Source organism: Allobosea sp. ASV33, from assembly GCF_016428755.1.
GTDB lineage: Bacteria > Pseudomonadota > Alphaproteobacteria > Rhizobiales > Beijerinckiaceae > Allobosea.
The window spans coordinates 23,725-38,121 of record NZ_JAELTI010000020.1; the positions used below are offsets into that span (position 1 = coordinate 23,725).

General features: G+C 68.1%; 13 protein-coding genes. 5 read left to right on the forward strand and 8 right to left on the reverse strand.

What is annotated here, in order from left to right; genetic code table 11:
- Window positions 1-38: 38 nt before the first annotated feature.
- The 4 genes from JHD80_RS08840 to JHD80_RS08855 all read right to left on the reverse strand — a co-directional run bounded on the left by JHD80_RS08840 (window position 39) and on the right by JHD80_RS08855 (window position 6,157).
- Window positions 39-1,535 (reverse strand): hypothetical protein, encoded by a 1,497-nt coding sequence (locus tag JHD80_RS08840; RefSeq protein ID WP_199086157.1) that lies wholly within the window; start codon window positions 1,533-1,535, stop codon window positions 39-41.
- 164 nt (window positions 1,536-1,699) lie between these two features.
- Window positions 1,700-2,224: a CAP domain-containing protein gene (locus JHD80_RS08845; RefSeq protein ID WP_248311448.1), complete on the reverse strand. Its 525-nt coding sequence runs from the start codon at window positions 2,222-2,224 to the stop codon at window positions 1,700-1,702.
- A 4-nt stretch (window positions 2,225-2,228) separates the two neighbouring features.
- The gene (locus JHD80_RS08850) at window positions 2,229-4,787 is read right to left on the reverse strand and encodes a DUF3772 domain-containing protein (protein ID WP_210339839.1); all 2,559 of its coding nucleotides are present in this window, start codon (window positions 4,785-4,787) and stop codon (window positions 2,229-2,231) included.
- 275 nt (window positions 4,788-5,062) lie between these two features.
- A complete protein-coding gene (locus tag JHD80_RS08855) occupies window positions 5,063-6,157 on the reverse strand; it encodes an ROK family protein (RefSeq protein ID WP_199086161.1) in 1,095 nt (364 codons plus the stop codon).
- A gap of 201 nt (window positions 6,158-6,358) precedes the next feature.
- On the opposite strand from JHD80_RS08855, the gene JHD80_RS08860 reads away from it, so the two are divergent.
- Window positions 6,359-6,814: a DUF2938 domain-containing protein gene (locus JHD80_RS08860; RefSeq protein ID WP_248311451.1), complete on the forward strand. Its 456-nt coding sequence runs from the start codon at window positions 6,359-6,361 to the stop codon at window positions 6,812-6,814.
- A gap of 104 nt (window positions 6,815-6,918) precedes the next feature.
- On the opposite strand, the gene JHD80_RS08865 is transcribed toward JHD80_RS08860, so the two are convergent.
- The 3 genes from JHD80_RS08865 to gloB are packed head-to-tail and all read right to left on the reverse strand — an operon-like array spanning window position 6,919 to window position 8,907.
- Window positions 6,919-7,677: a GNAT family N-acetyltransferase gene (locus JHD80_RS08865; RefSeq protein ID WP_199086165.1), complete on the reverse strand. Its 759-nt coding sequence runs from the start codon at window positions 7,675-7,677 to the stop codon at window positions 6,919-6,921.
- A 1-nt stretch (window position 7,678) separates the two neighbouring features.
- Window positions 7,679-8,134 (reverse strand): cupin domain-containing protein, encoded by a 456-nt coding sequence (locus JHD80_RS08870; RefSeq protein WP_199086222.1) that lies wholly within the window; start codon window positions 8,132-8,134, stop codon window positions 7,679-7,681.
- An 8-nt stretch (window positions 8,135-8,142) separates the two neighbouring features.
- Window positions 8,143-8,907, reverse strand: coding sequence for a hydroxyacylglutathione hydrolase (gloB, locus tag JHD80_RS08875; protein WP_199086224.1), 765 nt, complete (start codon window positions 8,905-8,907; stop codon window positions 8,143-8,145).
- 139 nt (window positions 8,908-9,046) lie between these two features.
- On the opposite strand from gloB, the gene JHD80_RS08880 reads away from it, so the two are divergent.
- The 4 genes from JHD80_RS08880 to JHD80_RS08895 all read left to right on the forward strand — a co-directional run bounded on the left by JHD80_RS08880 (window position 9,047) and on the right by JHD80_RS08895 (window position 13,616).
- On the forward strand, window positions 9,047-9,814 hold the full coding sequence (locus tag JHD80_RS08880) for a class I SAM-dependent methyltransferase (protein ID WP_199086167.1): 768 nt from the start codon (window positions 9,047-9,049) through the stop codon (window positions 9,812-9,814).
- A 103-nt stretch (window positions 9,815-9,917) separates the two neighbouring features.
- Window positions 9,918-10,871 (forward strand): acetyl-CoA carboxylase carboxyltransferase subunit alpha, encoded by a 954-nt coding sequence (locus tag JHD80_RS08885; RefSeq protein WP_199086169.1) that lies wholly within the window; start codon window positions 9,918-9,920, stop codon window positions 10,869-10,871.
- Between the two features lie 198 nt (window positions 10,872-11,069).
- Entirely contained in the window at window positions 11,070-12,497 is a 1,428-nt protein-coding gene (locus tag JHD80_RS08890) for a murein L,D-transpeptidase family protein (protein WP_349237236.1), read from the forward strand.
- A 213-nt stretch (window positions 12,498-12,710) separates the two neighbouring features.
- Window positions 12,711-13,616 (forward strand): TorF family putative porin, encoded by a 906-nt coding sequence (locus JHD80_RS08895; RefSeq protein WP_199086171.1) that lies wholly within the window; start codon window positions 12,711-12,713, stop codon window positions 13,614-13,616.
- Window positions 13,617-13,686: 70 nt separating this feature from the next.
- On the opposite strand, the gene JHD80_RS08900 is transcribed toward JHD80_RS08895, so the two are convergent.
- Window positions 13,687-14,358, reverse strand: coding sequence for an AroM family protein (locus tag JHD80_RS08900; protein WP_199086173.1), 672 nt, complete (start codon window positions 14,356-14,358; stop codon window positions 13,687-13,689).
- Between the last annotated feature and the right edge of the window lie 39 nt (window positions 14,359-14,397).

Genomic DNA, 14,397 nt, shown 5'->3' on the forward strand with positions numbered 1-14,397 from the left:
AGCGTCGCGATGGCCAGCCCTGCAAACGGGCCCGCCTCTCAGAATTCGCCGCTCACACCGAAGCGCGCGCCGCCGAAGCTGTTGCCGGCCAGGCTGACCCCGGCATTGATCGCGACGGGGATGGCGACGTCGAGCCGATGCGCCACGGCGAAGCCGGCCGCCCACTCGCCCTTGTAGGTCGCGGTATTGCCGCTCCAGCTCGTCCTGCCGGGGCGGGACGGCATCGTCGCCGCGGTCATCGCCATGGCGGCCGCGATGCCCTGCCGCGCCTCGCGCCGCCCCTCGCGCGCATAGGCGGCGACGCCGTCGATGCGCTGGTCGAGCGCGGTGAGATCGATCGGGAGCGCGGCAAGATTGCCGGCCGCATCAGTGGTCACGACCTGCGTCGGCCCGGATTGTGCTGCACGGCTCGCCCCCGAGGTCAGGCCCGGCAGCGAATAGGTGCTGGCCGCCGTGCCGATCGCGACCTGCCGCGGACGCGTGGTGGTGGCACCGGCACCGATCGCGACACTCTCCTCGCCGCTAGCTTGCGCCTGCGTGCCGATCGCCGTTGCGCGGGCACCGTCGGCCCGCGCGCCATAGCCGGCTGCCATCGCATCACGGCCTGCGGCGGATGCAAGTGCGTAACCGCTGGAATTGTTACCGGCGATCACCCCGCTCTGCTGATCGAGCGCGTTCAGCGCCGCGCCGACGGTCGTATAGATTCCGCCGCGCAGGGCATAGCTCGGGCCGGTGAAGCTGCCATTCGCAGCGAAGCCCGCACCGCCTCCGAGAGCCGAGGCCGCGCCATTGGCGACGGAGCGAAGCTGGCGCAGATTGACCGCGTCGGTATCCTGGGTGCCACCGGCGACATGCGTGATCTGGCGCTCGTTACCGGCCGAGCCGATCGACAACGCCCCTTGCGTCGAAGCGATCGCAACACCGCTAAACGCCTCGGCTCCGCCCGCGAGGCCCGCCCGCAAGGCAACCGATCCCGCTCCCAGCGCGATGCCGCCCGCGGCCGAGACGGCGCTGTCGCGCCCGATCGCCACCCCGTCCGCCGCCGTGACCGCTCCGCGTAGGCCGATCGCGACCGCGCCTGTGGCCGCGCCGGAGGTCGCGGCGCCGTTGCCGAAGGCGATGGCGTTCGGGTCCGTCGCACTCGCCTTGGGGTTGGCCGTGCTGCCAAGCCCGCTGACCTCGCCGCCACCGATCGCGATCCCGCCCGGCCCCTCCACCGTGACGCTGTCGGCCTTGAGCTTGCAGTTGCCGGGCAGCGTGACGAGATTGCCGTTCTGGTCGCGGATATTCAGTCCGATATTTCGGCCGCTCAGCGCATCGCGCAGGTTGAGGTTCACATCCCCGACGATGCCGTTGAGCACGGGGTCGAGCAGGCCTCCGAGCAGGCCGGACGCCGCTCCGGTCAGGGGCTGGAGCACCGGAAGCGAGACGCCAAGCCCGGTGCAGACGTCGATCAGGCCGCCCGACTGGGCGCTGGCGGCTCCCGGCAGGACAAAGGTGGCGAGCAGGACAAGCGCAAGCGGACGGCGTGACATCGGCACCCCTCGAGATTGGTCCCGGAACGGGAGTCATCGGATAGGATGCAAGAATAAGTTGCATATGGTTGCATAAGCGTAAATCAGCAACCAAAAGTTGCAGAATCAGTTGCTATAGCCCTCGGCCATCTCAGCAGTTTGCGGCGCTGGCCGGATGTCGCCGGCTACGGCGCGACGATCAGCGCCCAGTAGACCTGGTATTTCGAGCCGGGCGCATAGGCCGTGGCGATGCCCATGCGCTTGGCCTTCGCATCCTTCATGACGCGGTCGTGCTGGGGCGAGTCCCGCCAGCCCGAGAAGGCCTCGGCGAGGCGGCGATAGCCGGCGGAGAGATTGGCTTCCGCGCCCGGCTGCCCTTCCCGGGCGAGGCGCGCCTTGACCGCATCGGCCTGCGCCGGCTTGTCGGAACCGGCCATGGCGGTGGCTTCGCGCTGGGCGGCCTCGACCAGCGCCGGATCGAGCACGAGCGGCCCGAGCCCGGCATTGAGTCGGTAGGCCGAGATCATCGCCCGCGCCTGCTCCGTATCGACCTGCGCCGAGGCCGAGCCGAGATCGCGGTAGAAGGCCGGCTGGGCCTGCCGCTGCGGCTCGGTGCAGCCGGCGACGCCGAGGATGGCGAGAGCGCCGGCAAGCGCGGCCGGGCAGGTCATTGCGCGCGAAGCCGCGGCGCGGCACAAAAAGCTGAGCATCCGATCATTCCTTGCTGTCATCCTTGGCGGGCTCGGGAGCCGGGGCGGAAGCGGGCTTCGCAGCCCCGGCCTCTTCCTCCTCGGGCTCCTCCGTCGCAACCGGCTTTTGCGCGCGGCGCGCCGGAGCGGCTGCGGCCGGCTTCGGCGCGTCCTGCTTCACGCGGCTGCCCGCGCCGTCGCGGCGCCCGACCGCCTCGGCGATGCTGCCGAGCGAATGCTCCACGCCCTCAAGCCCGCGCACCATCAGTTCCGGCACGGCGGCGGCCGGCTCCATCTCGGCCAGGCGCTTGTGGATCGCGAAATTCAGGTCGCTGTTGACCCGGCCCGTGATCTCGACATCGCCGACCACGCAGACGAGTTCGAAATCCATGGTCGTGGTGCCGAGCTTCTTGAACATCACCGCCGGCGGCGGCTTCTGCATCACGTCGCCATGGTTCGAGGCGACCTCGGACAGCATCGCGCGCACCTGGCCGGCATCCAGCGTCCGCGGCACGGTGAGCGCGATCAGCACGCGCCCGGTCCGGTCGTTGCGCACGCGGTTGCGCACCACGCCGGAAATCAGGTTCGAGTTCGGGACGATCACCGTCGCCCGGTCGAAGGTCGCGATCTCGGTCGAGCGGACATTGATGCGCTTGACGATGCCCTCGATGTCGCCGACCAGAACCTGGTCTCCGACCCGGATCGGCCGCTCCCAGAGCAGGATCAGGCCCGAGACGAAATTCGACACCACCGACTGCAGGCCGAAACCGATACCGACCGAGAGGGCCGACGCGACCAGCGTCAGGCGCTCCAAGCTCAGGCCCACCGCGGTGACCGTGATCGCCGCCGCCGCGATATAGCCGACATAGCCGGCGGCCGTGGTGATCGAGTTGCGCAGGCCGGGATCCATCGCGGTCGTCGGCAGGAACTGGTTCTCGAGCCAGCGCTGCATCGCCCGCGTCGCGCCGATGCCGATCGCGAAGACGATGGCGCCGACGACGATCGTCGAGAGCGAGACCGTGACGCCGCCGACCTGGAAGCCGAAGAAGGCCGCCCGTAGCGAGACCAGGAAATCGCTCGATTCCAGCCCCCAGGGCGCCAGCACCAGGAGCAGCGTCACCGCGATGAGCAGGAGCTTCAGCACGCCGACGCCGATGACCGAGATCTTATCGAGCGTGGCGGCGCGCAGGCCCATGCCGGCCTTGAGCGTGAGCGCGAAGCGGCCCTTGCCGCCGAACAGCCGGGGAATGCCGAGATCGATGAACTGGAAGGCCAGCAGGAACAGGCAGGCGACGATGCCGACCCAGAGCGCCTGCTCGGCCAGGAAGGCCGCGAAGATGACATAGCCGCTCAGCGCCGCCGCGATGATGGCGAAGCCGATGATCCAGCCGAGGATGCGCACCGGCCCGAGGCTCGCGCCGTCCACCGGGACATAGGGGCCGAGGCAGGCCTCCTGCTCGACCTCGTCGTCGTCGCGGATCTGGTAGAGCCCGGCGATCAGCGCGAGCGCGAACAGGATGGCGAAGAAGGCCTTGACGATGATCGAGATGGCGAGGCCGGCGGCGATCGCCTGGAGCCAGGCCTCGAAGACCTTGCCGACCGACATCACCGCCGCCAGCGAACCCGCGATCCAGACGACGCTGCGCGCCGTCGTGTCCATCACCTTGACGAGGCGCCGCTGCGGGCTCGACGGCGCGAACAGCGCATCGGCCAGCGCCTGCACGAAGGCGAAGAAGGCGAGGCCGACGACCACGGCCCAGATCACCGGCTGGATGCGCGGCGGCAGCAGCCCTGCCGTGTTCAGGGCCTTGTACATCAGCCAGCTCGCCAGAAGAGGCGGCGCGGCGCCGGCGACGATATGGGCCAGCGCGATATAGAGGCAGTGCAGGTTGCCGGTGTCCTGCGTGTTGCTGAAGCGCGCCTTGAAGCGCGGCAGATAGCGCGCCCGCGCCAGATAGAGCAGGAGAGCCCCGATCAGGGCGAAGGCGACGACGGCCCCGCGCGTGCCCGAAAGAGCGTCGCTGACCCCTTCCAGCCAGCCCCCGAAGATATAGCCGGAGGCGCGCAGGTCTTCCGGCGCGGTGGCGATCGCGTTGCCCCAAACCTCCGGATTCGCCACGGAAGGACCGGCGGCGAACAATTCCTTGGCGAAGATCTCGCGGCGCTTGTCGCCGATGCTGCTCTGGAGCTGCTCGGCCTGGAGCAGCGAGGCCTTGGCGAGCTTCAGCGTCTCGTCGGCATCGGCGAAGGCCTTGGCCCGCGCCTCGCGGTCGCGGACGATCTCGGCGCTCTCGGCCGGCGCGCTGGCCTCCGGCTTGGGGCCGAGCTGGTCGAGCCGGAGCTTGGCCTGGTCGACCTTCGGCGCCTGCTCGTCGATGATCAGACGCAATTGGTCCAGCGAAGGCTGCAGGCGTAGCCGCTGCCGCTGCAATTCGGCGTCGGTCGGGCTGGGCGAGGCGAGCGTCGTCTCGATCTGGGCGAGATCGGCGCGGACGCTGTCCAGCCGGGCGCGAAGGCTGCCCGGCTCGGGCGCGGTCTGGGCAAAGGCCGAGCCGGCAACCGCAAAGGCCACGGCCAGGAGCATCAGGCAAGCCGCCAGGAAGCCTCTCAGGCTCGGGAACGACGCTTGCGTCCTGCGCGCTGCCATGGGGGTGCGGCCCTGTCCTTGCAGATGATTCGGCTCCGGCTCGACCCTCGGCACAGCCATGCCCGCAAGGCAAGATGAAGAGCGGAATTCGGCCGGCACGGAGGGCTCCCGGGCTTGCAAAGGGATCGGGGCGGGGAGACAGGCCCCGCCGCCTCATCACCGCTAAACGCGACCTGAAGATGGCGAAGCGCCGCTTTCGGTCGCTTAGCCCCTCAATCGCGCGCCTTGCCCTTCGCCTTGGCACGGTTGTGATAGCTCGCATTGCCGAGCCCCGTGCCGATCGTCAGAACCGCCCAGTTATCGACATCCTGCATGGCCGGCATTTCGCTCAGGCCCTGGATCACCGCATCGTTGTGCATCACCACCTCGGTCTCGTGCTCGCCGATCTCCGGCACGAGCGCGCGGATGCTGTCGACGAGGTTGAAGCGGCTGCTTTCCCAGTTGCCGGGCAGGTTCTGCGCGCCGCGATCGATCGCGCCGTCGGGCTGGATCAGCCCGGGGCAGCCGACGCCGATGAAGGGCGCGACCCGCAAGCCCTCCTTCTCGGCATTGGCGATCTGCTCGCGCAGCATCTTGCCCAGCCGCTTGATCGCCTCGTCGCGGCTCGGCTCCTCGTCGGCATGGCGCCAGAGCTCCGATTTCCAGACGCGCGCCTTGCTCAAATCCGGCGCCTTCTTCTGCCTGAGCTCGACGATGCCGGCGCGGATGTTGGAGCCGCCGATATCGACCGCAACGAGGCTGTCATAGGCCTCGAAGATCCATTTCGGCGCGAGATGGGCGTTGCCGACCAAACCCGCCTCGTCGGGATGATGGCTGATCGGCACGAGATCGAGATCGCGCCCCTCCGTCCGCAGGATGATGGCGGCCCGCGCGATGGCGAGTTCGCCGACCCGGCTCTCGCGAAAACCGCCGCCGACCACGATGCGCTCGATCTCGGCCCAGCTCTTCAGTCGCGCGAAGCGGCGAATGACGAAGGCCAGCGATTGGGCGAAGCCCTCGACGGCACTGAGAACCAGCGCAGCCTCCTTCGCATCGCCGTCCTTGATCAGCGCATCGAGCTCTTTCTTGCTGATCTCGGCGGTCTTGCCCTTGAGCGGATCGTCGCCGTTGCGCTTGAGATGGCTCCGCAGCGCGTCGAGATGTTCGATGAAGGCGCCGCGGCTCGCCTTGTCGCCGACGAAGCCGTCATCGTCGCGAACCTCCAGATTATAGCTGGTGACCACCACGGAAGGCAGTTCGCTCGCGCCATGCGGCCCGGTCGCGGCCTTGGCGGCATTGCGTGACGTCTCGGCGGTTGCCGTGGCCATGTCGTTCCCCCTCGCTCGGATGTGGATCAGCGGAGGCAACCCATCGGCAGCGGCCACGGTTCCCCCGCCTGGTCGATGCGCCGCATGCAGCCCGCTCGCGCGCTGCCGCAGTTGACCGCTGCCGCTATCGCCGCTCCAACAGGGAGCGAGCCGCGTCGATGCGGCCCTGGGGGATGGAACGTGTCGGATCTGATCTTGCGGATGATCGTCATCGGTATCGGCGCGACCGCGCTCACCGATATCTGGGCTCAGTTCCTGCGCTTGTTCGGCTTCCCCAAGCCGAACTGGGCGATGCCCGGCCGCTGGTTCGCGCACCTGCCGCGCGGTCGCGTCTGGCATGAGGACATCGGCAAATCCGAGCCCGTCGCCGGTGAGCTCGCGATCGGCTGGATCTGCCATTACCTCGTCGGCATCGCCTTCGCCGGGATCGTGCTGGCCATCGCCGGGGCCGGCTGGGCGCGCAATCCGACCTTCCTACCGGCACTCATCGTCGGCTGGGCGACGATCGGCTGCGGCTGGTTCGCCCTGCAGCCCGGCATGGGCATGGGCATCGCCGCCTCGAAGAAGCCGAACGCGAACCAGATCCGGCTGCTGAATATCGTCAGCCACACTCTCTTCGCCTTCGGCCTTTACGGCACGGCGCTGCTGACGCGATAGCTTCACCGTCCTGCCCGGGCTTGACCCGGGCATCTCTCGTGACGCGGAGGTTCCGGCGTCTCTTCCGGCCTGAGATTCTCGGGTCAAGCCCGAGAACGACGCCCTCAATCCAGTATCCGCGTCTCGTACTGGTAGAGCTCGCGGAAGCCCAGGCTGCCATAGAGGTTGATCGCGACCGCGTTGCTCTGCTCGACCTGCAGATAGGCGCTGTGGCAATCCATCGCCGCGGCCCAGCCCATCAATCCCTGCACGATCTTGCGGCCATAGCCATGGCCGCGATGGCCGGGATCGACGCAGATCAGACCGATCTCGGCCATGCCGCGCTCGGCCACGCTCATGCCGAAGGCGACAGCCTCGCCCTCGACCAGCCAGGTCGCGAAACCGGCCGGCAACCTGACCTTCTCGATGATGGCAGCGAGATTGGCGACATGGGTCTTGTGGCCGCTCTGGAGCGCGGCGACCCCGGCCGTCCATTCCTGGCTCGGCCGCGCCTCGATCTGCAGCTCCGGCTCCTCGGAGGCGGCAAGGCCGGCAAGCGGCGCGATCTGGCCGAACGACTTGTCCTTGACCCGGTAGCCGCGCTCCAGCACCGCCGCGCGCGTCGCATCCGCCACCAGCGGCGTCAGGCGAATGGCAGGGACCAATCCGTCCGCACGATAGAGCTCCTCGATCAGGTCGAGCATCGTGCCGTCGAGTTCGGCGCCATAGCTCAACGGCGTCGCCGAATTGGCCCGGCCCGAATAGCCGTTGGCGAAGCGCAATACCCAATCGCCGACGATCAATGTCGACAACGCCGGCCAGGCATTGATGATGCGCCGCTCGCAGCCGAGCACCAATTCGCTGTTATCCGTCTTCGTCAGCATCCTATCCCCCGGACGGCTTGCGCGGTGTCGGCCGCCAGCCCGGCGGCGCCATCTCGAAGCCCTTGAATTCGAAACCCGGCGCGACCGTGCAACCGACCAAGGTCCAGGCGCCGAGCGAGGTCGCACTCTGCCACCAGCCGGCCGGCACCACGAATTGCGGGCGCTGGCCGGCGGCAAGCTCCGTGCCCAGATGATACGCCGAGGCATCGTGGCCATTGGGCGAGACGGTAATGACCAATGGCGCACCGGCATAATGGTGCCAGATCTCGGCCGCATCGACGCGGTGCCATTCCGAGGTCTCGCCGGTATCGAGCAGATAGTAGATCGCGGTCGAGAAGCCCCGGCCCTCCGGCCCGGCCGCGTCGCGAAACGTCTCGCGATAATAGCCGCCCTCGGGATGGGGCTTGAGATCGAGCAGGCGGATGACCTCCGCCGCCGAGAGCCCGTCGAGCCGCATTGTCACGGTCAGAACCGGTTCTTGGCTTCGCGCAGGGCTGCGAAGACCGCGCCCGGTGCAGCACCCACCAGCCCCACCGCCTTCGCCAGCGCCGGCTCGGCCGCACGGAAGAACGGATTGGTCGCCTTTTCCTCGGCGACCGTGGTCAGTGCCCAGAAGCGGCCCTCGGCCTTGGCGGTCTCGGCCTCGGCAAAGCGCGCCTTGAGGGTCTCGTTCGCGGGATCGACCGAGCGGGCGAAGCGGGCATTGGCGAGGGTGTAGTCGTGGCCGCAGAGCAGGCGGGTGTCGCCCGGCAGCGCCATCAAGCGCGAGAGCGAGGTCCACATCCGCTCCATCTGGCCGGGCTGGACCCGCCCGCAGCCCATCACGAAGACGACGTCGCCAACCAGTGCGAGCTTGGCACTGCGCCCAACGAAGCTGAGATGCCCGTCGGAATGGCCCGGCGTATGCCAGATCTCGAAGCTTTCGCCGCCGAAGCTCACGGTGTCCCCCTCGCCGATGACCCGGTCGAGCGGCGCGCTGGTCCGCGCATCGGCCGGGCCGACGACAGTGGCGCCGGTCGCCTGCTTCACCTCGGCGACGCCCTGCGTGTGGTCGTGATGGGCATGGGTGATGAAGATGTCGCTGATCGTCCAGCCCTTGGCCTTGGCGGCGGCGAGCGTCTCGCCGGCATCAGGCACGTCGACGGCCGCGCAGGCGCCGCTGGCGGGATCGTGGAGCAGCGCACCCGCATTGTCGTTGAGCGTGCGGAAGACGTGAAGGTCGAGCGGCATGGCTTCCTCCGGCAGGGTCGGCCCACCGGAACGGCAGGCGGTCATGCCTCTGCATGGGCCATGCCCGCTCGCCGATCAACCCGGCATCGCCGCAGGGCAGCCCTTGCGTTCGGGCGCCGCGCGTTCCATCTCAGGCGCCATGCCTCTCGACGTCGTCGACCTGCGCGCCTTCTATGCAAGCCCGCTCGGCCATGTGGCCCGGCGCTTCATCGGCCGGGCGATGCTGCGATTCTGGCCGGACTGCGCCCGCCAGCGCCTGCTGGGCTTAGGCTATGCGACGCCTTATCTCTCGGTGCTCGGCATGCAGGCCGAGCGGACCATCGCCTTCATGCCGGCAGCGCAAGGCGTGGTGAACTGGCCCTCGCCCGGCCTCTCCGCCTCCGCCTTGGTCGAGCCGACGCTCCTGCCGCTGCCGACTGCCTCGATCGACCGTGTCGTGCTCGTCCACGCGCTGGAAGAGACGGAAAGCCCGGACGACCTCCTGGAAGAGGTCTCGCGCGTGCTCAATCCTGGCGGACGGATGATTCTCGTCGTGCCCAACCGACGCGGCCTCTGGGCCCGGATGGACGGCACGCCCTTCGGCCAGGGCCGCCCTTTCAGCCGCCGCCAGCTCTCAGCCCTGATGCGCGGCGCCGAGTTCTCGCCCGAGCATTGGACCGAGGCGCTCTATGTCCCGCCCTTGCAAAGGCAGCTGCTGATGCGCTCGGCGCTGGCCTGGGAGCGGATCGGTTCCGGCCTTTCGCTGCCCTTCGCCGGCGTCCATATCATCGACGCCACCAAGCAATTCTACCGGCGCGCACCCCTGCGCGCGACGCGGCGCAGTTTCGCGCTGAGACCGGTTCTCCTGCCGCAGGCGTCGCCCACGCAGCGCGCGGCAAACCCGCCTGCGAAGCCAGGAACGGGTTGACAATTTCGCCGGGGCGCGGCCAAGGTCCGCCGCTTTTCAAGCCCGGTTTCACTGTAAACCGCCGCTCCGCCCGCTCAAGGCGCGGAATCTGAACTGGATCACGATGCGTAGCTACCTGGATTTCGAGAAACCGGTCGCCGAGCTGGAGGCGAAGGCGGACGAGCTGCGGGCCCTCGAGGCACGCGGCGACGGCATCTCCCTTTCGGAGGAGATCGGCAAGCTCGACGCCCGCGCCAGCCAGGCGCTGAAGGAACTCTATGCGGCCCTGACGCCCTGGCAGAAGACGTTGGTGGCGCGCCATCCGCAGCGCCCGCATTTCAAGGATTACTGCGCCGGTCTGATCACCGAATTCACCCCGCTCGCCGGCGACCGCGCCTTCGGCGAGGACGAGGCCATCGTCGGCGGCTTCGGCCGTTTCCGCGGCGAGCCGGTCTGCGTCATCGGCCAGGAGAAGGGCGACTCGACCGAGACCCGCATCCGGCACAATTTCGGCATGCCCAAGCCTGAGGGCTATCGCAAGGCCGTGCGCCTGGCCGAGCTTGCGGACCGCTTCGGCCTGCCCGTCCTGAGCTTCGTCGACACCGCCGGCGCCTATCCCGGCATCGAGGCGGAGGAGCGCGGCCAGGCCGAGGCCATCGCCCGGTCGACCGAAGCCTGGCTGGGTCTGCGCAGCCCGAGCATCGCGCTGGTCATCGGCGAGGGTGGCTCGGGCGGGGCGATCGCGATCGCCGCCGCCAGCCGCGTCATGATGATGGAGCATGCGATCTATTCGGTGATCTCGCCGGAAGGCGCGGCCTCGATCCTCTGGCGCGACACGGCACGCGCGCAGGACGCCGCGACGGGCATGAAGATCACCGCGCAGGATCTGCTGAAATTCGGCATCATCGACAAGATCGTGCAGGAGCCGACGGGCGGCGCCCATCGCGACGGCCAGGCCGCGATCAACCGCGCGGGCGATGCGATCGCCGCCGCGCTCAGCGATCTCGCCGGCTTGAGCGGCGACGACATCGTCGCCAAGCGTGCGGACAAGTTTCTCGCGATCGGCCGCAATCTCTGAGCAATCTCGGGAACCGAATATCTCGCAATTGCGAAAGCAAGGGTCCTTTACCCCGCGTTGACCATGTGGCCAGACTCGGGAAGGCTATGGTAAGGAACCCTCAAGGCTAACGCATCTAAAACGAGTCGACGGCACAATTTGGCCGTCTTGCGAAGTCACAGGTCGCGCCCCGGCCTGCCGATCAATGGGATTGACGACGTGGCAATCAAGCAACTCGCGCTCGTGGCTTTTGTTGCATTGACACTGGCTGCCTGCGAGGAAGACCGCTATCGCGGCTCCGCGCGCCACAACATCCCGATTCCGAGCGCGACCTATGCCCTCATGTCCGAGAAGGGCATGAACAAGGACCAGCCGATCATCATCCGATCCTACAAGAAGGAATCGGAGCTGGAGGTCTGGAAGCGCAAGGCCGACGGGCAATACGCGCTGCTGAAGACCTTCCCGATGTGCCGCTGGTCCGGCCAGCTCGGCCCGAAGGTCCGCGAGGGGGATCGCATGGCGCCGGAGGGCTTCTATGCAATCACGCCCCAGCAGATGAACCCGAATTCGTCCTATTACGTCTCGTTCAACATGGGCTATCCCAACGCCTATGACCGCTCCTATGGCCGCACCGGCGCGCATCTGATGGTACATGGCGCCTGCTCCTCGGCCGGCTGCTATTCGATGACGGACGACCAGATCGGCGAGATCTACGCCCTGGTGCGCGAGGCCCAGAATGCCGGCCAGCGCGCGGTGCAGATGCAGGCCTATCCCTTCCGGATGACCGCGCAGAACTTGGCCAAGCACCGGCTCGACCCGAACATCGCCTTCTGGAAGAACCTGAAGGAAGGCTCCGACTATTTCGAGGTCATGAAGGACGAGCCGGCCGTGTCCGTCGCCGGCGGCCGCTACGTCTTCAATGGCGGCCAGGCCCCGGCCGCCGTCGCCGAGAAGCGCCGCGAGGACGATGTCCAGGTCGCGGCCCTCGTCGCCAAGGGCACGCCCGCGATCAAGCTGATCTATGACGACGGCGACCAGCACGCCTCGTTCAAGCGGGCGCTGGCCTCCAACGGCGCCGATGCCCTGAATCGCTCCGCCTCCTGGGCGTCGCGGGATGTCGGCATAAGCCGCGAGGATGCGCTCGCCTCCGGCCCGCGCGTCGTGGTGCTCGACAATACCGGCAAGGCGAAGGCGACCATCCGCGCTGCCTCTGCCGACAATGACGCCATCCTCGCTGCCGTCGCCGCCGCGCCCGCCGAGGAGCCCGCCCCGATCGAGGCCAAGCCCGCCGTGGCGCCGCGTGCAGCCGTGGCTCCCGCCGCGACGCAGCTCGCCAAGGTCGCCCCGGGCAATGCCCAGCAGGCACCGGTGCTGGCCAGTGCCTCCTCGACGCCGGTCGTCCCGGCCGCTCCGGCAGCCCCTGCGGAGGACAAGCCCTTCCTGCAGCGCGCCCTCAGCTTCATGCCGACCTTCGGCGGCACGGCCGATCAGGGCGTCGCCACCGCAGCGGCTCCGGTCGTCTCGGTCGTTCCGGCCTCGCCGACCACGACCAGCGCTCCGCTGCCGCCACGCCGCGCCAACGGCCTCAAGACCTCCAGCCTCGACCAGTCGACGGCGGCCTATGCGAGCCAGCCGGCGCAGCGCTGAGACGTTCATCTGGCTGCCCAGCGAGCGTGGCATAATTGTCACGGATTAGCAGATAATCCGCATTGCCTTTTTTGCAGGCGCGAAGGCCCCCGTTTCGGGGGCCTTTGCTTTTTCGGTGTGCGTTCAGCCCAAAAGCTCGCCTTGCCGGAAACCCGCCCCCGCCAGTTTGATGGATCGACAGCGCGATCCATGCGCGGCGAGGGGTTTCTGTAGATGTCCGATCTCTTCCGTTCCTCGATACTCGGCTTGGCTCTGGCAGCCGGAATCGGCAGTGCCCAGGCCTCGGACCTGCCGAGCAAGAAGGGCGCACCGCCTGTGCCGGTCGTCCCGTCGATCACCTGGTTCGACATTGCCGTCAACGTGAAGGCCCAGACCGACTACAATTTCCGCGGCATCTCCCAGACCGACCGCAAGCCCGGCATCGGCGGCGGCGCCGAGCTGCAGATCTACAACAACCTGTTCTATGCCGGCGTCTACGGCTCGAGCGTCGACCTCGCCACGCGCCCTCCGGCTGAAATCGACTTCTACGGCGGCATCCGGCCGAAATTCGGCGACCTCGCCTTTGACCTCGGCGTGATGCAGTACTATTATCCCAACGAAAAGCAGCTGATCGACGCCACCGGCGTGTTCTGGACGCCGAAGAACACGGATTACACCGAGGTCTACGGCAAGGTCTCCTACACCTTCGCGGAGAGCCTGACGCTCGGCGCCAACGTCTTCTACGCCTGGGACTGGCTCGGCACCGGCGCCAGCGGCACCTACGCCTCGGTGACCGCCAAGTACGCCCTGCCCTTCCTGGAAGGCCTCTCGGTCTCCGGCGAGTTCGGCCATTACTGGCTCGGCACCACCAATCTCGCGATCTGGTCGACGGTGCCGCCGACCAACCTGCCGGACTACAACTACTGGAATGCCGGCGTGTCCTATACCTGGAAGAACGTCACGGCGGATGTCCGCTATCACGACACCGACCTGTCGAAGAACGAATGCTTCGCGCTGACGGCCGATCCGCGTGGGATCACCAGCGGCAGCGGCCGCTCCAAGTGGTGCGGTGCAGCCGTGGTCGCTACGCTCTCCTTCGACATCACCGCGAGCAGCCTCGGTATCTTCGCGCCGAAGTGAGACTTGCGCCTCGCAGCAAACGCAAAAGGCCGCCCTTGGGCGGCCTTTTCTTTGGAACCTCAAGGGACCGTCAGACGATCTCCGAGACCAGCTTGGCGATCAGGCTGTTAGAGAGGATGACCGGCAGACCCGCCTCTCCTGCTTCGCGACGATGCCGCTCGACGAAGCCCATGCAGTCCATCAGCAGGACCTGCGCGCCGCGCCCGGCGAGATCACGCGCAGCTTCCGCGACCGAAATCCCGCCACCGCCATAGGGCGAGGCTGCGGCATAGAGCGGTGCGCGCCCGAGCGGCGCCCATTTCCCAGCCTCCGACGAAATCTGCTCGGCCAGCGGCACGATGATGCCGAGCGGGGCGCCCTGCACCAGCGCCGCCACGGTCAGCGGCAGGATGCGGTCCGGCTCGACGAGTCGCGCCTTCTCCGTCCTCAGGCTCTCGAAATGCCCGGTGCAGAGCATCAGGATCGTCGAGCAGCCCTCGGCTTCCAGCATGGCGAGCTTGGCCTGCGCCGCCGCCTCGGTACGGGCGCGGTCGATGACCGCGGCACTGCCGTCGAGCAGCTTGGTGATCAGCACCGGCTTGCCGGGTTCGGTCGCGAAGTCGCGCTCGATCTCGGCACGGCTCAGACCGTCGAGCACGCCGGCATGGCGTCGCGCCAGGCGCGCGTCGAGCACGTCGTCGAGGATCGGCGTGATGTCGGCGCGCGGCGCCTGGCCGATGGTCAAGGTGCCCAGCTTGCTCATGGCGATGCCTCCTCCGCGATGAAAAGGCCTCGGGACGAT